General features: G+C 58.0%; 15 protein-coding genes. 11 read left to right on the top strand and 4 right to left on the bottom strand.

Annotated elements, in window-relative coordinates; all coding sequences use genetic code 11:
• A partial coding sequence (locus EK22_RS19470; protein ID WP_036253762.1) for a transposase occupies window positions 1-225 on the bottom strand: 225 nt, incomplete at its 3' end.
• Window positions 226-991: 766 nt separating this feature from the next.
• Here EK22_RS19470 and EK22_RS19465 point away from each other — a divergent pair.
• From EK22_RS19465 to EK22_RS19400, 11 genes are all read left to right on the top strand, one after another.
• Window positions 992-1,888, top strand: coding sequence for a type II secretion system protein (locus EK22_RS19465; RefSeq protein ID WP_020157721.1), 897 nt, complete (start codon window positions 992-994; stop codon window positions 1,886-1,888).
• A 440-nt stretch (window positions 1,889-2,328) separates the two neighbouring features.
• Complete coding sequence (locus EK22_RS19455) at window positions 2,329-3,714, top strand: hypothetical protein (RefSeq protein ID WP_020157724.1); 1,386 nt, start codon at window positions 2,329-2,331, stop codon at window positions 3,712-3,714.
• Window positions 3,715-3,746: 32 nt separating this feature from the next.
• Window positions 3,747-4,439: a hypothetical protein gene (locus EK22_RS19450; RefSeq protein ID WP_036253752.1), complete on the top strand. Its 693-nt coding sequence runs from the start codon at window positions 3,747-3,749 to the stop codon at window positions 4,437-4,439.
• 215 nt (window positions 4,440-4,654) lie between these two features.
• Complete coding sequence (locus tag EK22_RS19445) at window positions 4,655-6,442, top strand: ATPase, T2SS/T4P/T4SS family (RefSeq protein WP_036253749.1); 1,788 nt, start codon at window positions 4,655-4,657, stop codon at window positions 6,440-6,442.
• A gap of 205 nt (window positions 6,443-6,647) precedes the next feature.
• On the top strand, window positions 6,648-7,868 hold the full coding sequence (locus EK22_RS19440) for a type II secretion system F family protein (protein WP_036253747.1): 1,221 nt from the start codon (window positions 6,648-6,650) through the stop codon (window positions 7,866-7,868).
• On the top strand, window positions 7,865-8,389 hold the full coding sequence (locus EK22_RS19435) for a hypothetical protein (protein WP_152565158.1): 525 nt from the start codon (window positions 7,865-7,867) through the stop codon (window positions 8,387-8,389). Before EK22_RS19440 ends, EK22_RS19435 begins: the two co-directional genes overlap by 4 nt.
• Before the next feature lie 68 nt (window positions 8,390-8,457).
• Window positions 8,458-10,818, top strand: a complete 2,361-nt coding sequence (locus EK22_RS19430) for a DUF3438 family protein (protein ID WP_036253741.1) — start codon at window positions 8,458-8,460, stop codon at window positions 10,816-10,818.
• Window positions 10,819-10,842: 24 nt separating this feature from the next.
• Entirely contained in the window at window positions 10,843-12,012 is a 1,170-nt protein-coding gene (locus tag EK22_RS19425; protein ID WP_051961983.1) for a hypothetical protein, read from the top strand.
• A 38-nt stretch (window positions 12,013-12,050) separates the two neighbouring features.
• Window positions 12,051-13,373 carry a prepilin-type N-terminal cleavage/methylation domain-containing protein gene (locus EK22_RS23850; protein WP_081917982.1) on the top strand — a complete coding sequence of 441 codons (1,323 nt, stop codon included), beginning with the start codon at window positions 12,051-12,053 and terminating at the stop codon, window positions 13,371-13,373.
• A gap of 148 nt (window positions 13,374-13,521) precedes the next feature.
• Window positions 13,522-13,971, top strand: a complete 450-nt coding sequence (locus EK22_RS19405; RefSeq protein ID WP_036253731.1) for an REP-associated tyrosine transposase — start codon at window positions 13,522-13,524, stop codon at window positions 13,969-13,971.
• 327 nt (window positions 13,972-14,298) lie between these two features.
• On the top strand, window positions 14,299-14,940 hold the full coding sequence (locus EK22_RS19400) for a type II secretion system GspH family protein (RefSeq protein WP_152565157.1): 642 nt from the start codon (window positions 14,299-14,301) through the stop codon (window positions 14,938-14,940).
• A gap of 154 nt (window positions 14,941-15,094) precedes the next feature.
• On the opposite strand, the gene EK22_RS19395 is transcribed toward EK22_RS19400, so the two are convergent.
• From EK22_RS19395 to EK22_RS19385, 3 genes are all read right to left on the bottom strand, one after another.
• The gene (locus EK22_RS19395) at window positions 15,095-15,550 is read right to left on the bottom strand and encodes a hypothetical protein (RefSeq protein ID WP_036253726.1); all 456 of its coding nucleotides are present in this window, start codon (window positions 15,548-15,550) and stop codon (window positions 15,095-15,097) included.
• Between the two features lie 500 nt (window positions 15,551-16,050).
• On the bottom strand, window positions 16,051-17,493 hold the full coding sequence (locus EK22_RS19390) for an efflux transporter outer membrane subunit (RefSeq protein WP_036253723.1): 1,443 nt from the start codon (window positions 17,491-17,493) through the stop codon (window positions 16,051-16,053).
• Complete coding sequence (locus EK22_RS19385) at window positions 17,483-23,371, bottom strand: non-ribosomal peptide synthetase (RefSeq protein WP_036253722.1); 5,889 nt, start codon at window positions 23,369-23,371, stop codon at window positions 17,483-17,485. The genes EK22_RS19390 and EK22_RS19385 overlap by 11 nt, the downstream gene beginning before the upstream one ends.
• Between the last annotated feature and the right edge of the window lie 59 nt (window positions 23,372-23,430).

Raw genomic sequence — 23,430 nt, 5'->3', positions numbered from 1 at the left:
GCCGTAAAGATAGAGCTTGATCAGCAGGCTTGGATGATAGGCCGGTTGCCCGGCTGTCAGACCTGAGCTGCACTTTTGGATTTTCAGGCGCACTAAATCAAGGGTGGTCACGTATGCATCAATCGCGCGTACCGGATTATTCTCGGATACATACTCATCCACGCGGGGGGGCAGCAACGATGACTGGTAGCGATCTTGACCCACTTTATAGTTCTTGGCAGTCATTTATTCTTTTTATATCAATGGAATAATAAATAATATTATACCATTGAGGAGTCTTGAATACTTTCACAGTCTCGTACGCATCGCGTACCTTTTGGGATGGCCGGAACCGCTGGAAAAGGTACGCGATGCGTACCCTACTGTATTTTTCAGGCAAGCCCGCCTGTCAATACTCAATTTTCACAACAGCCATTGCTTTTAAGTAATGGCTGACTGCTAGTGACAAAAATACCCCATATAAACAACTACCTTATAAAAAGTATATTATTTGACGCAGTTTGTTAAGGCGTGACTCAATAGAAGCAATTATCACCTTGTAATCAAAGGATTACAGGCTAATACCACATTTAAGCCTAAATAAAAGTGACGCATTTCACATATTTATTTTCAAACTACAAACCGGCCAAAATGAAATATTAATCTTTTTATATCAAATACTTGCACGATAAATTAAGTCATATGCCGCATATAACCCGTAAAAACGCGGCATTTCACGCAGTTTTACAGACCACTTGGCATTCAGGAAGAATAATTACTTGGTAATCCATTGCTTACAACTCTGGCACAACCTTTGCTATATCTATTTCGACCATGCGAGTTAATTCGTTCCAGGATGGGCAGAGCCGGGATGGTGAACTAAAGGAATTTCAGGAGTGTGGGGGAAAGGCTACCCCCGGTTGGCGGCAGAGGGTCGAGCTCTGCCGCCAACAACTTTGTTAATGGCAACTTTAACTTAATCATTAACTAGAAAAATAGGGAGTAACCCTTCATGAAGCATTATAACAACATGGCTCGCCAGGCGGGTATGACTTTAATCGAATTAACCGTGGTACTGTTGATTCTGATCGGATTGGCAGGCTTGCTGGTGCCCTATGTCGGCAGCTTTACCCAGACTACCCATGACAGCACCAACTCCAATAACGTAACTCAGCTGAATAATGCGATGGGCCGTTATGTAAATGAGAAAAACAGAATCCCCCCGCATGTAGACACACTAACCAACGGTTTAGCTGACGCAGGTACTGCTGGAGGAACCTGTTCAGCTGCCGTGCAATGGGACATCTATTGCGGTTTGGCGAATCCTGCCATGTTTACACCAGCTGTCTACGGCGCTAACAGTGTTGCAGCACAATCGCTGGTAAAATCCGGAATCAACATGGCGGTAGGCAATGACCCGAATGTCGCAAACAGGACGTTTGGCACCAGCACAGGCATGTATATGCTTGATGATCCAGCTTCTACTGATTTTGATACGACAGCATTTGCAAGTGTTGCGGACGCTGGTTTAGTGACAGATATGATGTCTTCAGGTGTCGAAAAACACTTGGCAAAAGCATTAGGCCGCGACCCGATGGTCTACAATGACACCTGCTATGACTACATCGGGGTCGGTATTGGCGATAACAATGAATTGATTCAATCCACAATGGCAGCCGCACCTGTGTTCTTCCCTCAGGATGCCGAATATGGCCCAGCAAAAGCTTATGGCCACTTCATTGCAATCTTACAGGTACATAAAGATAACACCACCGCTGGTTGCTCTGCTGTGATCGAACCAGCTAAATTTCTGGGCGTTGTAGCTAACGTGCCAGCGTCTGAATCAACTACTCTGGTTGGCGCAAATACCCTGCTGGCTAAAGGCTGGGAAAACAGAGCCGCTAACTAATCCCTAGCCGCTCAGTTCGGGTTGCCATGCTGTCCGGCAACCCAATATTAATCACAAGGCGGATCAGCGACCCGCGAATCCGCCACCGTTGCAAAAACCATGCAGCGCGGACATGGACCTCTCGTGCCCGCCCTGCATCAGCTTAACAGGATGTCCGCAACAGCAATGGCCATCCTCTCAGACAGAAACAACTCCGCTAACCCGGGCTCCAGGCACCCCACCGATGCCCGGCGGTTTCCGCAAGGGATGACGGAAAAATACCAAAGGAGATGTTTCTCACGGATGACGGATGAAGAGGATACGGAGACCTCCTCATCCACCTCATACCCCTGCGTTTTTCCAAAGAATGCAGCGGTATGGGCATTAAGACGCCCGGTTGTCATGGCCGCGCCTCTTTAACGCTATAACGAACCCAGGTTTTATTTGTAGTTTAAAAAACCATGAAAATCCCCTTATTCAAAAAACGCCCGGCTCACAGTCTGCTGTTCATCACCGAGGCCAAAACCTTTCGCGCCGATTTCGACAAGTCAGGCGTGCTGACCGGCGAGATGAGCACGACAGACATCAGCTGTCCGACGACGGCGAAACTGGCCGAGTGCGTCGGACAGATCGCCGCCGGCAAACCACTGGGACGCAAGGTCTGGCTGCTGTACATACGCCTGCCGATCGCCCTGTTGAGCATTCCCTCCATGCAGGTGGAAGGCGTCGACGAGACCACGCTGCTACAGGCTTTGCAATTCGAACTGGAAGGGCTGACCGGCCAGTCCTCGCTGGACATGCAGCTGGCTTATCACCTGCTCAGCAACAGGGACGAGATGAGCACCTACTGGGTGAGCCAGATCAACCAACTGCATTTCGAGGACCTCCACAAAGCCGTGAAAAAAGCCGGCAGCCAGCTGGGCGGCCTGCTGCATCCGGCCGGCATGCCGCAATCGCTGGCCAACCCGGAGCATGAGGACTGGCTGAGACTGGAGTGCTGGTCCAACCAGCTGGTCGCGTTGCGGCGCCATCCCGACAGCGGCCTTGCCATGCAACAATTCTCTTTTGACTATCGCCATTGGCAGACGCAGCTGGAGCAATGGCTGAACGAGCAAGGCGCGGTCCCGCATACCGAAACCCTGCTGAACAATAAAATCGAGTTATTGCCTGAAACCGCTTATAGGGTGCATTTAGGCAATACCGAACGGATACCGGAATGGCTGGCCTTGTGGGCCGGCGCGCTGACCCAAAAATCGCCGCCCCCGGTCCCGATGCTGCGCCATCAATCCAGGCTCAACAAGGACCTGCTGCTGATGGCCTCCGGCGGTTCGGCGGCCGTGCTGATCTGTGTCGTTCATTTAAGCTGGCATCTGTATCAAGCCCGGCAGTTCACCTATGAAGCCGAAGCCCTGAAAAAAGTCGAAACGTCGCTGACGGCCTTGCGCAAATCCACAACCGACGATCGCGACAAACGCGACAAGCTGAAAACAACACTCGACAAGCTCAAAGGCGACTCGGACACCTTGCCGCAGATGATCAACGCGCTGCAGCACCGTCCCTCGCGATTATTGGCCGCCATCGCCTCGGGCCGTCCCGAGAATCTGCTGTTGGAAGAAATCGTCGCCGAAAACGACGACATAAAAATTCGCGGCATCAGTCTGGATGCCGTTTCAACCAACAAACTGGCCGGTTATCTGGAACTGAAACTGGCGGATCTGGGCTGGGAAATCGCGGCCCCGACCAAAAAGAACATGAACCTGTTTGAAGACGGCGGCCCCTGGGAATTTGAAATCGCCCTGCGCGATAAAGGCATCGAAGGATTTCATCATGAACCGCAAAAAAAATAGCGCCGGCTTCCCTTTAACGAATTGACGCCCGAATGACGATGACACCCGAACAACAACGAGAGCAACTGCTTAAACGCATCCTGCCGGCACTGGGCGTGCTGGTGGTTTATTTCGCCATCATCAGCGGCTTTATCACGGACAAGTCAGCAAAAGCCGAGGAACAATATGTACAGATGGTCAGCAAGGGCATCAACCCGGATGCGATACCAGGCATGGAACAGGAGAAAAGCCGGTTAAAGGAGGAAGTTATCAAGCTTGAACAGGAAACCAAATCCATCCATGCTGCCATGGCGGCCGAGAGTGGTTTTCTGTCGCTCGAAAGTTCGACCAATGACGCCATAGACCGCATTACCGTTATCCTGGCCGATAACCATTTACAGGTACTTGAAGAGACGCCCAATGAGCAGTCAATCGAGAAAAACCTGTCCCGATCGTTACAGGATACGCAAAACTGGCTCAAGGAGCTGCTGACACCGGAAGAGACCCCCGATCCTAAAGCCAAAGCGTCCGCAGCCAAAAAGCCGGCCGCCACTGACGATAAAAACGCCAAAGACCTTGCTTTAAACATTAGAAAAATCCGTTTTGCCGGCACTTATGTGGATACTTACCGGGCACTGGCAACATTGGCCGACAGCAATATCAAAGCGCTGCCGGTGTCCCTGGCGATGAAAGCCTATGACAAGGGGGCCGGCAAACAGGAATGGCTGTTGAAACTGTGGCTGTAAGCGTATTGGGCGCACGCTTTTTATAAACGCCTGCGGTCTGTGGGGGCGGCTTCAGTCGCCCTGGGCGAATCAATTCGCCCCTACATACTGATCTGGGCGACTACCGACAGCAGGCGCTTTAGGCGAAGTCGCCCCCACAAAAAACCTGACGAAATAATAAACAGCCGTGGAAAACACCAGAGCGCTTTCCACGCGATGATAATAACTATAAAGACATGAGACAAAAATCCTCAGAGCCTGAACGGCCCGCTGCCGAGCAAAGAAGCGCCGATCGCCAGCCCGTCAGCGGCTGGCGCGCGACCGTGTTCATCGAAGACAGCCTTACGTTCAGCCATGCCGACGTCAAGGACGCCTCCGACAGCGGCGCCGGCCTGGTTATCGCGGGCCAGCCCGGCCTGGTCAGGCATGACCAGGCGATCACGGTCAGCATCGAGGCCCAACACCGGCGCTTTACCCGCAAGGCCAGGGTGTGCCGGGCCCAGTCCGATGGCGATGAACTGCATGTGGCCGTGGAATACATCGACCATGTCGGCCTCAATCCCCAGACCCACCTGCTCGATATCAGCCTGACGCGCATCGATCCGGCCTGCGCGCTGAAGCTGCCCGCCAATATTGCGCTACGGCAGAAAGCCCTGCCCTTTATCGAGTTCAACGGCGTTATCCATGTCATCTGCCAGGATATTGAAAATCCGACGCTGGCCAACCTGCTGGAACGGCTGCTGAAAATGCCCGTGCAGTTGTGGGCCGGCGACGAGGCTTTGCTGGACATAAAACTCAGGCAGGTCTACGGCGACAACCGCCACCAGGTCCAGGCCTTGCCGAAAGCGGCCGAGATCAGTTCCAACGCCGTCAGTACCGGCGACGAGCTGCTCTATGCCGCCTACATGCGCCAAGCGTCCGATATCCATATCGATCCCGGCTTTAACGGCGCGACCATCCGCTTTCGCGTCGACGGCCAGCTGGAGCAGTACAGCCAGATCAATGCCAACATTTACACCGAGCTGGTCAGCCGCCTGAAAGTCATGGCCTATCTGGATATCGCCGAAAAACGCCAGCCCCAGGACGGCCGTTTCTCGCACCAGTTCGTGTCCGGCGGGCGGCGCATCGACGTGCGCGTGGCGACCCTGCCGACCAAGTACGGCGAGCGCGTCACGATGCGTCTGCTAGCCGTGCAGACCGACTCGCTGACCCTGGAGCATCTGGGCTTCGAGCCGGATCACCAGGACAAGATCGAAGGCTTCCTGCGCCGCACCCAGGGCATGATGATCATGACCGGACCGACCGGCAGCGGCAAAACCACGACACTGTACGCGGCCATCCGCATGCTGCTGGAAGAGCGCCACGTCAACATCATCACCATCGAGGACCCGATCGAATACGAAATCGGCGGCGTCGCGCAGGTCGAGGTGGATGCCGCCGACAAGGTCAGCTTCGCCAAGGCCCTGCGCAGCGTGCTGCGTCATGACCCCGACGTGATCATGGTCGGCGAGATCAGGGACAGGGAAACCGCCGACATCGCCATCAAGGCGGCGCTCACGGGCCACATGGTGCTGGGCACGCTGCACACCAACTCGGCCGCGGCGACCGTCACGCGTCTGACCGACATGGGCGTCGAGCCGTACCTGGTCGCGGCCGCGCTGCGACTTGCCGTGGCCCAGCGCCTGCTCAGGCGCCTGTGCCGGTACTGCCGCATCCCTAGGCCGATGACCGAGCTGGAAGCGGTGTCGATCGGTCATCCGGAATTGGCCGGCGAGATCATCCACGACCCGTCCGGCTGCATTTACTGCGGCGGCAAGGGCTATTCGGGCCGTATCGGGCTTTACGAACTGCTGGAACTGCGCGAGGACTGGGCACGCGCCGTCGCCGAAGGCGAAGGCGAGTCGGACCTGGTGGTCAAAATGCGCGCGTCCGGCATCAATAGCCTGCTGGACGATGCCGTGGCCAAACTGATCGCCGGCGTCACGTCGGTCTACGAAGTCATCCAGATCGCCTCGTCATGGTAAAGCCGATGATTGAAAACCTACACCTGCGGGACTTACGCAGTTTGCCCGTTCAACCGTCGAAACAAGCGGCTTTAAAACCTGTGGGGCGACTTCGCCTAAAGCGCCTACTGTTGGCAGTCGCCCGTTTCAGACCCAAGAGGCGACTGAAGTCGCCCCCACAGGTTTGCGTAAGTCCTGATCTGTTTAACAATCCGGCGGTCCGCTAATGCCTGTATTCACCTATCTCGCCCGCGACCGCAGCGGCCAGCAGCTGACTGACGCCATCGAAAGCGCGACCCGCGAATCGGCGATTCTGGCGTTGCGCGAACAGGGCCTGCTGCCGCTTAAAATCGAAGAGCTGAAAAAAGCCGACACCGCGCTTAAATCCTACAGCCTGAACCCGCTGGCTTACCGCGCCTTCAATGCCTCCGACATCGAGCATGAGTTTCACCAGATCGCGGTCATGTTGCGCAGCGGCATCAGCCTGCTCGACGCCTTGAACCTGACCCTTACCCATTGCCGGCCCGGCGCGCGCCCGACCTGGGAAAGACTGGCCAAACGCATCCAGCAGGGCAGCTCGTTCAAGGACGCTTTGGCCGAACACAAGGCCTTCAGCGAATTCACTATCCAGCTGATCCACGTCGGTGAGCAGACCGGCCATCTGGACACAGTCATGGACGAGGCGGCCAAGGAAGTCAAATCCAGCCGCAAACTCAAAAAGCAGATCGTCTCGGCCCTGCGCTACCCGGCCTTCACGCTGCTGTTCGCGATCGGCCTGGTGATCTTCATGCTCACCAGCATCATTCCCGAAATCAAGAAACTGCTGCAGATCATGGGCAAACCGATGCCGCCGGTGACGCAGGCCTTGATCGACACCTCCGACTGGATGCTGGCCAACGGCCTCACCATCGCCGTTTTCGCAGCCGCGTTAACAGTGACTTTTATCGTCCTTTACAACTGGCCGCCCAGCCGCTGGTGGATAGACAAGTGGGCGCTGAAACTGCCGCTGTTCGGCTATGTCCTGCGCCTGTCCGGCACCGTGCTGTTCTCCCGGGCCATGGGCCTGTTGCTGCGCAGCGGCGTGGTCATGGTCGACGCCCTGGCGACGATGGAAAAACTGCACGTCAACAAATACATGGCCAGCCGCATCGCCTTTGCGCGCGGCCGCGTGCTGCAAGGCTCGTCACTGGCCGAGCCCCTGGAAACCGAATCCGGCTATATGCCGTTATTACTGCAAATGACGCGTGTCGGCGAAAACTCCGGCATGCTCGACGACATCCTGTTTGAAATGACCGAATACCACGATGAACTGCTGCAACAGGCCATCGCCACGCTGACCGGCATGATCGCGCCGCTCATGACCATTTTTGTCGGCGGCGTCGTCGGCTTTGTTTACGCCGCTTTCCTGGTGGCCATGTTTTCCGCCGCGGGAGGAAGCCCTTCATGAAGATGCAATCGCTTAAACGGACGGCGCTATGGCTGTTGTTCTGCCCTTCCCTATCCGTGGGGCAGGATAACGCCGCGCCCGATCCGGCGGCCGATGTCCTGGCCGACCCGACGGTCATGACCCGGCAATTCGAACAACGGCTGAGAGGCCCGGAACAGGAACCCGGCGCCGGCCGAAAAAAGTCAAAGGAGGAATTTCCGGACCCGACCCGCATGAACGACAACTTCAGGGATGCGTTAAAACACGTCACCCGCCGTTCAGCCGTGGCGGGCGGCGAAACGACCGTTTCCGCAGCCCCGAACCTGCCCGACATCTCCCTGGCCGCCAGCGCCTGCAACATGCATGAGGGCAAGAATCACGCCATGCTGCGCATTAACGGCAAGACCGAGATGGTGAGCGTCAACGACAGGATTACCTATATCGAAAAAAACCAGTTGATAGAAATCCACGTGTTGGAAATACAAAAAAACCATGTGCAGGTAAGGATCTACCCGAGCAACGAGACCATTATTTTACGCTGATGACGCTTTGCGGCATGAGAGCGGCCTGATGCCAATCAGCCGTGCCGCAACGCCAGAATTAATTACATATGCCCAATTTTTTTTCAAAATCCCGTTTGACCGCCGCTCTACTGGCTTTATCGCTGCTGCAACCGTCCTTGCTCACGGCCGCGCCTGACAATCCCGAACGGGTCATCGAGCAGATCGAGTTCCGCGATATCACCGTCGGCGATGCCCTGCGCATCCTGTCGGAGCAATCCGACCTGAACATCATCGCCTCCAAGGAAGCCGCCGAGATACACGTCACCATGTTCCTGCGCCGCGTGACCTCCCTGGAAGTCATCGAGGCCATCGCCAAAACCTACAACCTCTGGTATCAGCGCGACTGGAACTCCAATATCGTGCGCATCTACACGGTCAAGGAATACCGGCTGGAACAGGTCGAGTTCAAGAAGGAGGAGACGGAAATCTTCACCATGAAGAACGCCAAGAATGCGCTGGACCTGGCCGAGACGGTTAAAAACCTGTTCTCCGAGCGTGTACAGTTGAGTTACGGAAAAAACGAGCGGGAAATCATGACGGACCTGTCCCAGCGCTTTCAGCGCTTTAACATGATCGACGGCCGTTCGACCCTGACGTCGGCGCGGGGCGGCTCCGGCGGTGGCGGTGGCGGCGGAGGCAGCAATAACTCGACCAGTATCAGTGCCGGCAGCGGCGGCATGCTTGGCAACCAGTTGGGCGTTTCCGTCGAAGGGCAGGAACACAGCAACCGGCAAATTGAAATGGACGAGCAGCTGCGGGTCGGCACCGAGATTTTGCGCAAAATCGCCGAAGCCAAAGACAGCATGCAGGGCTTGATGACCGGCGATGCCGCCCAGAGCATCGGACTGCTGGATCAGACCATCCGCCACCAGGCGCCCATTTATGTCGGCGTCATCAAGCACCAGAACCGGGTGCTGGTTCGTACGCGCGACCAGGATGCGATGGATGAAATCCGCCAGCTGTACAAGAAGCTGGACACCGACAGTTCCATGCTGCTGATGGAAGTCAAAGTCCTGTCCATCGATCTGTCGGACGGCTATAACTCGCTGTTCGATTTCAAGCTCAAGACCAATAACGCCAATCTGTCCACGCTGGACGCCGTCAACAGCATCGGCGCCCAGGAAATTTTCGACACTGGCCTGCGGGCCGCGTCGGCGGCTTTCGATCCGTCCCTGCTGGCGACCGTGGTCAGCAACAATTTCGAGGCGCGCCTGCAATTGCTGGAACGGGAAGGCCGGGTCACGGAACTGGCCACGCCCATGCTGATGACCACCAATCAGGAAGTCAGCCGCGTGTTTGTCGGCGAGGAAAGACCCATCATCAGCGGCTATTCGGCATCGTCCACCGTGGCCGGCGGCGTCGGGCTCGGCACGGGAACCGTCGTGCAACAGCCGATTCTGGTGCCCGAAACCGACCTGCGCGCCATCGGCACCACCCTGCTGCTGACGCCCAACATCAATTCGGACCGGACGGTCGGCATCCAGATTCTGGTCGAGCAATCCACCCTGTCGGCCGGCAAAGGCACGATTCCGGTGCAGATCGGCGACAAGCTCCAGGATGCCAATATCGATCTGGTGCAGGAACGCACGTTCAGCGGCACCATCGTCGCCAAGGATTCGACCGCGGTCGCCGTCGGCGGCCTGATCCAGGAAGCGGCCAGCAACAGCGAGAAAAAAGTGCCCATCCTGGGCGACATCCCGGGCCTGGGCTTCTTTTTCCGGGACGACGGCCAGTCGCGCACGCGCCGGGAACTGGTCATCATCATCAAGCCGCATATCATGGAAACGCCGACGGAAGCGGCCGGCGTCAGTCACGAGGTATTACGGGAAAACAGCATTCATCCGAACGCGCTCGATGCCGGCGCGCTGGACGTCTATTCGAACCCGGACAGGCGTCATAAAGGCTATGTGCTGGAACAGCCGTACAAGCAATACAGCAAACAGGATAGCTTCGATAAATACCGCGGCCGCGGCGATTCGCGGGAATTCCCGAAAAATCGCCGGGCGGCAGCGGCGCCCTCGCCCGCCCAGCAGATTTACGTGGACCTGACCCGCTACGCGTCGGAAGCCATCCGGCTGCCGCCCGAACAGCGCAAAATCGATCCCAAAATCACGCTGGTCAGGATGACCGACTTCGCACCGGTCGACCTGACCTACGATTCCAGAATCAAGGCGTTGCCGATCGCCGGCTGGCGCCAGGGCGGCATTTATGTCACGGCCGTGGAACTGCACAATGTCTCGAACGATCGGGTGACGGTCGATTACCGCCAACTGAAAGGCCGCTGGCTGGCGTCCACGATCGAAAACGAGACGCTGGAAGGACAAAGCGAGCAAAGCCATGCGACGACCTATCTGTACCTGATTTCCTCCCAGCCGTTCGAGGAAATTGTAGCCCCTGCGACCCGTTGATGCGCCGGACAGTCAAGGAAAATCATGGCTAAGAAATACCGCTTGATAAGACTCGGCCCCTTGCTCGTCTGCTGTCCTCTGGCGGCGCAGGCGACGGGCATCGCCTCGGGCGCCGTGCCGGACATGAAAATGCATGTGTTTGAAACGTCTGACTACGAACCGTTGCCCGACAGGCGCGAGCACGAAATCGGCCGCGACAGGCCCATGCACATGGTCATCTTTGACCAGCCGCCTTCGGGCGGGCCTGCAACCGCCGAACGCGGTCCGACCGTCAGCCTTGCCGCCGACCGCCCGGCCGTCGCTGAAAATTACCGGGAACCGGAGCGTTACGACGCCGAACCGGAATTCCAGTTTGATTATTATATTGAAGGCGGCTATCGGCAGGATGATCTGGACTGGACCATCGCCGCGCCGTCAGGATCGCCCGATGTCCTGTCCGAGCTGCAATGGCAGGACGTGGAAAGCGCCATGGTCGAGACCGGCATCGACATGACCTATGCCGGCCATTGGCATGCGGAAGGCAAGTTCGCTTACGGCGGGATTGTCGACGGCCGCAATCAGGATTCCGATTACCTGCAGGACAATCGCCAAGCCGAATTCTCGCGCTCCAACAATGTCGCCGACGACGGCGCGACGATCGAAGTGTCAGGCGCGCTCGGTTATCACTTCGACATCGCCGGCAAGCGCTTTGCGCCCCGCCTGCGCCTGACGCCCAAAGTCGGTTATGCCTATCACACCCAGCAGTTCAACATCACCAACGGCTTTCAGACCATACCGGCCTGGGGCCATTTCGGCGGCTTGGAGAGCACCTACGAAGCGACCTTTTTCGGCCCCTGGGGCGGCCTGGAAACACAACTGTTCCTGACCGACCGCCTGTCCCTGCAAAGTTCGATCGAATATCACTGGGCGGACTATGAAGGTACCGGCAACTGGAACCTGCGCGACGATTTCCAGCACCCCAAAAGCTTCACGCATGAAGCGGAAGGCGAAGGCATCGTCGCCTCGGCAAGCGGACGCTACCGGATCAATCCGGCCTGGACGGTCAGTCTGTCGGCCGACTATCAGAAATGGAAAGCCAACAACAAAGGCATCGACACGTTCTATGGTGCCGACGGTACGGTCGGAGAGACACGGTTCAACGGCGTGAACTGGGATTCCTTCGGTTTCAATCTGGGCATGGCTTACAGGTTTTGACAGCATCAAGCAACTGACAATCGGATACTTACCGGCTTATGAACACATCATCCCTCCCCCAGACCCGCGGCTTCACACTGCTTGAAATGACGGTCGTGCTGCTGCTGATGACCTTACTGGCCAGCGTCGCCATCCGCGAAACCAACGGCTTGAGTTTTCAGGTCCGCTACGAGCAGACCCGAGAGCGCCTGGAGCGCATCAGGGAAGCCATCCTCGGCAATCCCCGGCAGATCATCAACGGTCAGCAGGCGGTTAGCGGGTTTGTGGCGGATATGGGGCGGTTGCCGAAGAATTTGCATGAGTTGCTGGAGCAAAATTTTTGTTCTGATCGAACGTATTCAACCCAAGCAACTTGTGAAGCGGCTGGCAAGATATGGAATTTCCAGCAAGATTGGACATTGGATTCTGATAGCGGCCTTTGGTACGGATGGCACGGGCCTTATCTTAATATTTCCGGCAGCGCATTGGACGATGATGCTTTTGTTGATGGCTGGGGTAGCTTTGCTGCAAATAGCATAAATCACGACTATGGGTGGGGATTACTCTTAGATACACCAGAAACCGATGGTCTAACAGTTCTGAGCTACGGCAAAGATCAGGCCCCTGGCGGCAATTGTTCGGATAGTGATTATAGTGGAGATTGCTCCGTTCAAATTTTGAAACGTGATTATCAGTTAGATATTTCACCAGGAATCACGATATCGGTTAGAGGGCGGCCGTTCTCGTTGAACAGCCATTGTAGTAATGCTTCATATACTACGCGAACAGACTGTGAGGATAACGAAGGAACTTGGTATGGTGGCTGTAGTGACAGTGAATACGCTAACAAGAGCACCTGTCCCGCCGGCAAATGGAATTCATGCAGTATTACTGCTCATACGACACAAGCCGATTGTGAAGCAAATCAAGGTTTATGGTATGGAGATGGCTACGGTTGTTCCTCTGATCCTACAAAATTGGATAAAGCGACTTGTCCAGATCCAAACGAATGGTACAGTTGCAGTGATAAGAGTAAGACCACCCAAGCTGACTGCCAAGCTACAATACCAGCTTCAAATTGGTTTGGTGATGGCCCAAACAGTACTAGGTCAATTTGTTTGAGTATTAATTATCGCTCTGACGAGGCAATAATTCATTATCCTTCAGCCTCTATCATTATTGAAGATGGAGACCTACATACTATGGTATTCAGTTTTCCGGCAAACACTTTAATTAATATCGGTCAGGCAAGCATTGGATTGTATTATCAGCAGGACGCAACCGGATGTAAAACAACTATGCCCTATCCTTATCCATTAGACCATAAACCACTAACAGTAACCGTATACCCACGGACGTCATTGCCGGCCATCAATTGGTAAAAATGTCAAAATTGGTCTTTATTTATACATTTTAGTGCGAATGAATTCGCACCTACATGGTAGGGGCGCACATGCCGTAAGGCATGTGTCCTGTAGGGTCGAATTCATTCGACCCGAAATCCGACCGGTTCGAACATGGAGGAACGCTATGGCCTATGACGATTTGCGTAAAGGCCGGGTCAGCATCCCGGGCCAGATTTATTTCATCACCACGGTAACGACCAACCGGGAGCCGTTGTTCAGGTGTCTGTACACGGGCCGTCTGGTAATCGATGAAATGCGCCGCAGCGAAATCGAAGGCCGTCTGACCACATTGGCCTGGGTATTGATGCCGGATCATCTGCATTGGCTGGTAACGTTAGGGAGCGATGCCGAATTGTCGACATCGATTAAAATCTTCAAGGCATCGTCGGCGCGGCGCGTCAATGATCGCTTGCAGCGATGTGGGTCGCTCTGGCAAAGGGCTTATTATGATCATGCCCTGCGCGATGACGAAGATATTAAAAAAGTCGCGCATTATATCGTGGCCAATCCACTGCGCGCGGGTTTGGTCGAACACATAGGCGACTATGCCTTGTGGGATGCAATATGGTTGTAGGGTCGAATTCATTTATGCCCTTTGGGTACTTGTGCCTTTTAGGATATTCGACCCCGGACAGCGCTGAACATCGGCATTGATATATAGTGCGAATGAATTCGCACCTACCATGTCGCCGGCCGGAATACTGTTACAGGGCATTCGGCGAGAATCAATCTACATCAACAAATAAGTGCGAACACCCATAGGGCACAAGTAAATTCGCACCTACGTGGCTTATCCGTGCCTCCGGCCAATTCTGTAGGGTCGAATTAATTCGACCCGAAACATAACGACAACATGAAGAGCAATATGATGAAACGGTTTCACAAAACAATGCAGTCAGGCATGACACTGATGGAAATAACGGTGGTGTTGCTGATACTGATCGCACTGGCCGGAATGGTTGTGCCTTATGTGGGCGGCACGGGCGGCGCGGCTATGTGCAAAGCGACGGATGCAACCCTGCAGGCCGTCAAGCAGGCGATCATGGGCGGCAAGGCGGGGCCTGGGTATTATGCCGATACGTTGGGGTATTACCCGGCCACTGATAAAGACAGCTCTGACTACAACCTGAAATATTTATTCGGGCGAGGCTCATGGGATGAATACAACCCCAAAACCGGCGTGGGCTGGCGCGGGCCTTATTTAATGACTGGCATCAGTTTGGCCGATAAAACGAAGCTGGCCGCGAATTTCAGCAGCGACACTTATGTGCATGCGCTTGCTGATGGAGACTCTATTGTTATGGACGGCTGGGGACGGCCTATTATTTTGCAGGTGCCTACAAGCTGCAGCATATCGACAAATCCGACCGATTGTGCACGTCTGGTTTCGGCTGGGCCGGGAACCGGAATAGGCTTATCGGATGCCGATATAGATACAGAAATAGAAGATAATGAAAGGGCTGAGGTTCGCGGCGATGACCGCGTTTTATTCCTGAAAATCCCAGATCCTTACGATAAAGGCAATACGTCCTGTCAGGAGTGATAATCATCAAACGATATGATGACCGCGCTAGTATTTAGTCAATCTTGTTCTGACGAGTAAAATTTGCCGAGTATCGATAGCGCGAATAGTGCAAATAGTGCGAATACCCTCAAAGGGCACAAGTGAATTCGCACCTACAATTTAACCGTCATAATTAAATTGACTGAGTATCGTTGTGCGGGGTCCCCGTCTCATTACCATAATAATCCAGCCCGGCAATCAGCATCATCTTGACCTGATTGTCCGGCATTCCCAACCGTTTGAACGCGTCGTTCACAGCCATGTGTTTTATGGCATCGACTGAGCCGTACCTGAAGCCGAAAAGCTTGTTCTGCTTGCCGGCGGGAAAACGGCTCATAATCTCCGCGATTCTTGCATCGATGAGCCCGCGGGCTTTCTTCAGCTCCGCGGCCACATCGGGTTTCAAGTCTTTTGGAATTTCATGATCAGTATGGGCCGGTTCAACGGGCGGCGGGCTCGTTTGGCCCGTCTGGGCCTTGTGGCGTATCTCAGCCAGTTTTTTGCTGCCGCCCGGCCGCAAGACCAGGACCATTTCCTGGATCGCGGCTGTCGGCCGATTTGATTCGGGGGGGTTCTGTTTTTTATCCATCCTGTAACCAGTCGATTAATTTTTCCTGTGCATTATAAACCACTACGGGAAGGCAGAATGGCGTCTGGAACAGCAATCGAAGGCACGAGGAAAAAATTCTCTTAGGGTTTGGCCGTGGTTTGCGGGTGTAATTAACCGTTATGTAGGGCGAATTTATTTATGCCCTTTGGGTACTTGTGCACTTTAGGTATTCGCCCCGGGCGACTTCCAACAGTAGGCGCTCTAGGCGAAGTCGCCTCCACAAAGGTATTATTTATTTATCAAGATTCAGGGAAGTTATTAATTGCCGCATCCTTAATTCAAGCCCCAAAAGGTACGCACTGCGTACCCTACGGCTGTCAGGTGCAGGTGCAGGCCCATGAGCCGGCGGAGCATATTGCCCCATCCGAAACGTTTGACTCTGGTCAAGAGCAGCCACTTATCTCAGACATCATGGAAACGTTAGGCCGGGGTTGCAAACCCCGGCCCGCTTGTTCACGGGCGGGACAGGGCCACCTGGCTTATGATGCCTTCCCCGATGTCTCCTGGGCGACTTCCGGCGTCAGGGCGTTCGCGCCGCCGCCCAGCGCCTTGTAAAAGGCGATCAGGTTCGTGGACGCCTCCGCCTCGGAGCGGGCCAGCTCGATTTCGGCGGCATACAGGGCACGCTGGGCGTCCAGCACGTCCAGGAAGGTGATGACGCCTTCCTTGTAGCGCAGCTGGGACAATCTGACCGATTCGCGCTGGTCTTCCACGGCGTGGGCCAGGGTTTGCCGCCGCACTTCTTCCTTCAGGTAGCGGGTCAGGGAGGTTTCGGTCTCGCGCAGCGCTTCCAGCACCGCCTTTTCATAGGTCAGATAAGCTTCCTTTTGCTGCGCCTCGGTCAGATCGATGCCGGCCTGGATGCGGCCGAAATTGAGCAGCGGCTGCAGCAGGTTGGCGGCCGTGCTGTAAGAAAAGGCCGCCGACTTGAACAGGCTTTCGATGTCGGTGTTGCGCAGCCCCAGAAAGGCCGACAGCGAGATTTTCGGAAAAAGTTCCGCGATCGCTGCGCCCTGCATGGCGGTCGCGGCCGCGAGCCGGCGTTCGGCGACGTGGATGTCGGGCCGCCAGCGAATGGTCTCGGCCGGCGAAGTCAGCAATTGCTGCGCCAGCGCCATGGGCAGCGCGGCCGTCGCCTGCAACTCGCCGTCCAGTGCGCCGGGCTGCCGGCCGATCAGTACCTCCAGCTGTCTGAGCGTGACGGTGACTCCGGCTTCCAGAGCCGGAACCTGCGCTTCGGTGTTCTTGGCCTGCGCCCTTGCCCGCACCACGTCGTGCCGGGTGCCGACACCCTCGTTGAACAGCCGTTCAGTCAGCCTCAGGGTGTAACGCTGCGCTTCCAGGTTCGAGCGCGTGATCCGCAGCTGGTTCTGCAGGTTGCGGTATTCCACGTAAGCGCGCGCCAGTTCCGCCGTCAGCGTCACCAGCGCCTGGGCGTGCTCTTCCTTCGCCGCATCCAGATCGGCGCTGGCCGACTCCAGCCGGCGCTGCAGGCGGCCGAACAGGTCGAGTTCCCAGATGGCGTCGAAACCGAGCTCGAACAGGTTGAAACGGACGCCTTTCGCATAAATGGGCGAAAGGTTCTGGTGGCGCTGGCCGCCTGCCTTGATATCGATCTGCGGAAACAGCTCGGCCCGGACCGAACGGCGATCGGCGCGCGCCTGATCGATGCGCGTCAGGGCTATCTTGAGGTCCAGATTGTCGGTCAGCGCCAGTTCCATCAGGCGATTAAGTTCAGCATCGCCGAAATTTTTCCACCAGTTCCTCAGCTGCTCAGGCGTTACGGGTTGCCGGTCCGGGCCGGCGTCGTTTTCGGCCAGCCAGCTACCCGGGAGCGCCAGCAAGGGTTCCCGGTAATCGGGCCCCATGGTGCATCCGGCCAGACTGCACAGCAGCAACAGATAGCCTGCCTTAGGCGCCATAGTAGTGTCCTTCCGGCAGTTCCGCACCGGAGCGGTGGACGGGCTTCAGGTCTTTCAGCCATTGCCCGCAATAAGGCTCGGCCACGACAGTGTAATGGCCGCCGCCGGCATGCACGACCCTGACCTCGTCGTAGTACTCGTCCCAGCAGCCCGGCTCCAGCCAGCCCCTGCTCTCCTCGGCGATGACCAGCGTCGCCCGGTGCGGCAGTCTGCCGTGCGGATAGCGGTAATCGACGGCCAGCGACGTCTCGACCACCTGCCACAAGTCCAGGAAATAACCGGGGTCGATGCCCATCGCCGCATGCAGCTGTTCCGCCAAGCCGGTTTTCCAGGCCGGATAGGGATTGTCCTCCAGAATGCCGACGATGGCCGCCTCCTGCCCGGCCGGATCGATGCCGGCGTTTTCGAGGATCATGGTGCAGAAAGCGATGACCGAGCGCTTGTCCATCCGCTTCGGCCAGTTGGCGACGCCGCTGTCTATCAGCACCATGTCCTCGACCTCGATCCCGCTGTCCTGCAGTTGCTTGAGCATTTCATAGAGCACGGTGCCGCCGTAGCTGTGGGCGTAGAGCCGGATCGCGCCGCGCGCCTTGATGCCCCGGATCTGCTCGATGTTGTGGGCGGCCATGTCCTCGACCGATGCGGCCGGGGCGCTGCCGGCGTAGCCTTTCATCTGCAGGCCGTACACCGGACCGCCGTCGCCGATCCGGGCCGCCAGCTGGTGGTAGCCGTCGCTCAGCCCCGGCATGCCCGGGATGATGAAGGTCGGAACGCTGTCGCGCAGTCTGGCGACATAGGGCGAGCCGGCCGGTTTTTCGCCGGCGTCGCCGATGCGCTCGGCCAGTTCCCGCACGGTCGGGCACTGGATGATGTCGGCGATGCCGATCTGCGCGGACGGCAGCTGCTGGTTGATTTTGTTCGCCAGCTGTATCGACAGCAGGGAATGGCCGCCGAGTTCGAAAAAGTTATCGTTGAGCCCGACGCGCGCCAGACCCAGCACGTCTTCCCAGATGCCGGCCAGTTGCCGTTCGACCGGGGTCTGAGGCGCGACATAGTGCTCGCCGGCGTCGAATGCCACCGGCGTCTGCTCCAGGCGCTTGCGGTCGATCTTGCCGTTGGACGTCAGCGGCAGGCTGTCCAGGCGGATGAAGGCGGCCGGCACCATGTAATCGGGCAGGCGGCGGCGCAATTGCTCGCGCAGTCCGTCGGCATCGATGCCTTCCGCGTCGGCCGTATAATAGGCCGCCAGGCGCTCGCCGCCGTGAGATTTTGCCACTATCGCGGCGGCGCCGGTCACGCCCGGCAGCGCGGTCAGCGCATTTTCGATCTCGCCCAGCTCGACCCGGAAGCCGCGGATTTTGACCTGATGATCGGTTCTGCCGACATAGGCGAGCGTGCCGTCCGGCAGCCAGCGCGCCAGGTCGCCGGTTTTGTACAGCTTGCCGGGCGCATAAGGGTTGTCGATAAACTTCTCGGCGGTCAGCTCGGGATTGTTCAGGTAACCCAGCGCCAGCCCTTCCCCGGCGATATGCAGCTCGCCCGCGACGCCTATCGGCAGCAGTTCGAGGTATTGGCCCAGCACATACAGGCGGGTGTTGGCGATCGGCTTGCCGATGGTCAGGCGCTGCCCGGCATCGAGCTCGGCGATCGCGGCATTGACGGTGTATTCGGTCGGGCCGTAGGCGTTGAAGATTCTGACGCCGCGGTCCTGCACGGCTTGCAGCGTGGCCTCCGGCAGGGCCTCGCCGCCGAAGGAAATCAGGCGCAGCTGGCCGAACAGGCGCGCTTGCCGCTCCGGCTCCAGCGCGGCGATTACGCCGTGGAACTGCGGCGGGAGATTGAGTATCGTGACGCCGTTGTCGACGACGACCCGGTAGAAATTGTCCACTTCGATATCGGCCTCCTGGCGGATCACGATGCCGGCGCCGGCCAGCAGGTAGGGGAAGATTTCCTCCACCGACATGTCGAAGCTCAACGAGGCGAACTGCAGGATCCTGTCCTGTTCGGTAATGCCGTATTTCACCGTCATCGCCTGGCACAGATTCACCAGCGACCGGTGGGCGATGGCCACGCCTTTCGGGTTGCCGGTGCTGCCGGAGGTGTAGATCACATAGGCCGTATGCTGCGGGCCGACCTCGCGGCGCAGCTCAGTGTTATGGGGCACCTGGTCGGTCCAGGCCGGATCGTCCACGGCCAGCGTTCGGCAGTCGGCCGACAGGCCGGACAGGCGCGGCTGCAAATGGGACTGGGTCAGCAGCAGGCTGACGCCGCCGTCGCTGAGCATGTAGCGGATTCTGTCCTCGCCGTTGTGCGGATCGATGGGCAGATAGGCGGCGCCGGAAGCCAGCACGCCCAGCACCGCGACGATCATGTCCGCCGATCGGTCCATGCACACCGCGACCAATTGATCCGGCCCCAGTCCCTGGGCCTGCAGATAGATCGCCAGACGCCGGCTACGCTCCAACAGGGCGCCGTAGGACATGGCCCGGCCGGCGAAAATCAGCGCCGTGCTGTCCGGCGTCTGCGCCGCCCGGGCTTCGAACAGCTCATGAGCGCAGTGCTGGCTCGGGAATTCGCTGGCGGTGTCGTTGAAACCGTCCAGCAACAGGCTCACCTCCTGCGCCGGCAGGCAGTCGTATTCGTCGATGCGTTTGCCGGGATCTTCCAGGATATCGCCCAGCAGCATTTCCAGATAGCCGAGATGGCGGCGGATCGTGTCGGCCTCGAACAGATTGCGCTGGTATTTCAGGTGCAGCTCCACCTTGTCGCGGAAGTCGTAGACTTCCAGCATGTAGCTGTCCATGGTTTCCTGATACACGTCGTAGCACAGCTCGGCGCCGCCCAGCCGCTCATCGGCGCCGAGTACGCCGTCGAAGATGTTCTGGTAGGTGAACGATACCGAAAACGGCACTTCGCTCGGGTTGAGCAGCGTCAGTTTCAGCTCGCGCATCAATCGGATGAACGGGAAATGGGCGTGGTCGAGCGCTTCGGCGAGATTGGCGCCGATCTGTTTGACCAGTTGCAGAAAGGTCTCGTCCGGGCGGAGCTGGTTCCTGACGATCATCAGGTTGATGTAGCAGCCGACCGTGTTTTCATGGCGCTGCAAGGGCCTGCCGGCCACCGGCATGTTCACGGCGATATCGTCTTCCGCGCTCAGCCGGTGGATCAGGATATTGAACACGCCCAGCAACAGCGACGACAGGTTCTGGTTCAGCATGGAACCGAGATATTTCAGCGCCGACAGCGTGGCGCTGTTCAGGGTCAGCGTCTCGCAGCCCATGCCTAGGTCTGGCAGGCCGGGCTGCGGCAGAGTATCGTAAGGCAGGGCGATGGTCGCCGGTACGCCGTCCAGATAGTTCTTCCACCAGGCCAGATCGTCTTCGGCGCGCGCGCAGTTCAGGTAGGCGCGCTCCCAGGCGATGAAGTCGAAAAAGGCCGTGTCGGGCGCTTGCGCGGCCGGCTGGCCGCCGGCGGCCAAAGTCTGGTATTTGTCCCAGAACTCGTTGGCGAACAGCATGCCGGAAAAGCCGTCGATGACGATGTGATGGATGACGAAGAACACGTAGAAGCGCCGGTCCGACGGGCATTCCACGGTATACAGCCGCAGCGGCGGATCGGTTTTCAGATTGAACGGCCGCTGCAGCAACCGGCGCAGAAACGGCGCCGTCGGTTCGCTTTCCGGCAGGGTAAGATGCTCGATCGCCAGGTTGTCGGCGGCGCTGCCTGCCATCTGAGCGATATCTTCGCCCGCCGCGTCCTTTATATAGCGGCAGCGCAGCAGCGGCCGCTCTTCCAGCACCGCGTGCAGCGCCTGTCGCAGACAGTCGCGGTCCGCCGGGGCCTGGAGCCGGAAAATCAGCGGCACGTTGAAGCCGATGGAGTCGGGAAAGGTTTCCTGGATATACCACAGGCCTTTCTGGGTTTCCGACAAGGGCTGCGGCGCCGCCAACGCGCTCGCCGCCGTTTGCGCCGGTTCGGGCGCGACCTTGTCCGCGCTGCGCGCTTGCTGCGCCAGCAAGGCGAAAAATTCGCCGAAGTTTTTGGCGCCCATCGCCTGGGCGACCTTGATGTTCAGGCCCAGCCGCTCGTTCAGGCGCTTGATGAACTGCACCACCTGGATCGAATCGAAGCCGTAATGCACGGGCGACAGCGAACGGTCGATGGCCGACAGTTCCTTGCCGAACACCTCGGCGGTCACGCTCGCCAGCGCCGCCTCGGCATCGTCGGTCAAAGCGGCTTGCGTTGCCTGAGCGGTTGCCGCCTGGCCCGACGGCTGGCTGAAAACCGCGCCGGCATCGGCTGCCGCCTGTCCGCAATACTCTTCCAGCACGATGTGCGCGTTGACGCCGCCGATCGCGTAACTGTTGAGCGCCGCCCGGCGCGGGCCGGCGCCGTTTTGCCAGGCGGTGGCCCGGTTTTGCAGGATCAGGGCATGATCGGCCGGCAGTTCGCGATTGAGTTCGCCGAGCCCCGCTATGCCCGGTATGGCCCGGTGCTCCAGGGCTTTGACAGCCTTGATCAGCGACGCCATGCCCGAGGCGACCTCCGGATGGCCGATACTGGGCTTGATACTGCTGACGAACCAGTTTTTGCCGGCATCCGCGCTCAGCTGCCGGTAAGCGTCGCTGATGGCGGTCAATTCCAGGGCGTCGGCCAGCGTGTTGCCGATGCCGTGGGCTTCCACGTAATCGATGGTATCGGTGCTGACGCCGGCCTGGGCGAGGCTGGCGGCGATGGCGTGCCTCAGCCCTTGCACGTTGGGCGCTTCCAGCGAATAACCGCGGCCTCCGTGATGCACGGCGCTGCCCTTGACGAGCGCCAGAATCCGGTTGCCGTCGGCCAGAGCCTGCGCCAGCGGCTTGATGATGATGACGCCCGCGCCTTCGCTGCGAACGAAGCCGTCGGCTTCCTCGCCGAAGCTGCGCGTCCGGTTGCGGCTGCTCAGCAGCTGGTCGTAAAGGCCGTGCATGGCCATGGACGCGAATTCGTCGCCATCGATGAGGTTGACGGCGCCGACCACGGCCTGTTCGCATTCGCCGGCGCGGATGCTTTGCACGGCGCGGTGCAGCGCGACGTGGACACTGGTGCAGAAGGTATTGATGACTTCGCTCGGGCCTTTCAGGTCGAACTGAAAGGACAGCTCGTTGGCGATGGGCACCCGGTACGGCTGGCCGCCGTTAGCGCGGCAGCCCAGGCGGTCGACGAACGATTGGGCGGCGATGAAAACGCCGGTCATGGGCTCCGAGAGCATCGGCCCGGCCATGCCGTAGTCGTTCTGGACCTGGGCAAGAAGAGCGTTCAGCAGTTGCAGCTGGCGCTCGGCAAGGTCGGGTGTTTCGCCCTGGCCGCCTGCGCCGAGGCGGCCGTAGCCGAACGCGACGGACGGCACACACGGGTCCGGCTGCAGGCAGTCGCCGGCCAGGGCTTTTTCCCAGAGCGATTGCGCGTCATCGACGCCGGGAAACAGGCCGGCCAGACCGACAATGGCGATCGGCTGCGCAGGGGCGGTCAGCGCTCCGCCCTCCTCGCGCGGCGGCGTGACGGCGGCGGCATCCGGCGTTTCTTCGGGCGGCGCCGGGTTGAGCGGCAATACCTCGTCGATCAGGTAATCGACCAGCAGATCCATCCGGGGATGATCGAACAATAAGGTGGTGCGCAGCGAGCAGGCCAGATTCGTTTCCAGTGTGGACTTGAATCCGACCGCTTGCAGGGAATCGGTGCCCAGGTCGATAAAGTTCTGATCGGGCGTTATGTCTTCCGGACTGTCCATGCCGATGAAATTCGCCAGTAATTCGCGAATGTAGGCGTTCAATATCGGCTTTCTTTGGGCCGGCCGGGCGTGTTGTAAGGTGTTGATGATCGTCGAACTGGCGTACATAACGGTTGCGGGCTTGTGGTAGTGAAAATCTAAAGCGTCGGGGCACGGGATGCCGAGGC

The sequence above is a fragment of the Methylobacter sp. BBA5.1 genome (genome assembly GCF_000746145.1).
In the GTDB taxonomy this organism is placed as follows: Bacteria; Pseudomonadota; Gammaproteobacteria; order Methylococcales; family Methylomonadaceae; genus Methylobacter; species Methylobacter marinus.
Note: the sequence above shows the minus strand (reverse complement) of the source record. Positions and strands in the feature narration are given on the sequence as shown.

Coding starts and splice junctions, on each gene's coding strand:
- EK22_RS19465 (WP_020157721.1), top strand. CDS start 992: ATGAAGCATTATAACAACATGGCTCGCCAGGCGGGTATGACTTTAATC.
- EK22_RS19455 (WP_020157724.1), top strand. CDS start 2,329: ATGAAAATCCCCTTATTCAAAAAACGCCCGGCTCACAGTCTGCTGTTC.
- EK22_RS19450 (WP_036253752.1), top strand. CDS start 3,747: ATGACGATGACACCCGAACAACAACGAGAGCAACTGCTTAAACGCATC.
- EK22_RS19445 (WP_036253749.1), top strand. CDS start 4,655: ATGAGACAAAAATCCTCAGAGCCTGAACGGCCCGCTGCCGAGCAAAGA.
- EK22_RS19440 (WP_036253747.1), top strand. CDS start 6,648: ATGCCTGTATTCACCTATCTCGCCCGCGACCGCAGCGGCCAGCAGCTG.
- EK22_RS19435 (WP_152565158.1), top strand. CDS start 7,865: ATGAAGATGCAATCGCTTAAACGGACGGCGCTATGGCTGTTGTTCTGC.
- EK22_RS19430 (WP_036253741.1), top strand. CDS start 8,458: ATGCCCAATTTTTTTTCAAAATCCCGTTTGACCGCCGCTCTACTGGCT.
- EK22_RS19425 (WP_051961983.1), top strand. CDS start 10,843: ATGGCTAAGAAATACCGCTTGATAAGACTCGGCCCCTTGCTCGTCTGC.
- EK22_RS23850 (WP_081917982.1), top strand. CDS start 12,051: ATGAACACATCATCCCTCCCCCAGACCCGCGGCTTCACACTGCTTGAA.
- EK22_RS19405 (WP_036253731.1), top strand. CDS start 13,522: ATGGCCTATGACGATTTGCGTAAAGGCCGGGTCAGCATCCCGGGCCAG.
- EK22_RS19400 (WP_152565157.1), top strand. CDS start 14,299: ATGACACTGATGGAAATAACGGTGGTGTTGCTGATACTGATCGCACTG.
- EK22_RS19395 (WP_036253726.1), bottom strand. CDS start 15,550: ATGGATAAAAAACAGAACCCCCCCGAATCAAATCGGCCGACAGCCGCG.
- EK22_RS19390 (WP_036253723.1), bottom strand. CDS start 17,493: ATGGCGCCTAAGGCAGGCTATCTGTTGCTGCTGTGCAGTCTGGCCGGA.
- EK22_RS19385 (WP_036253722.1), bottom strand. CDS start 23,371: ATGTACGCCAGTTCGACGATCATCAACACCTTACAACACGCCCGGCCG.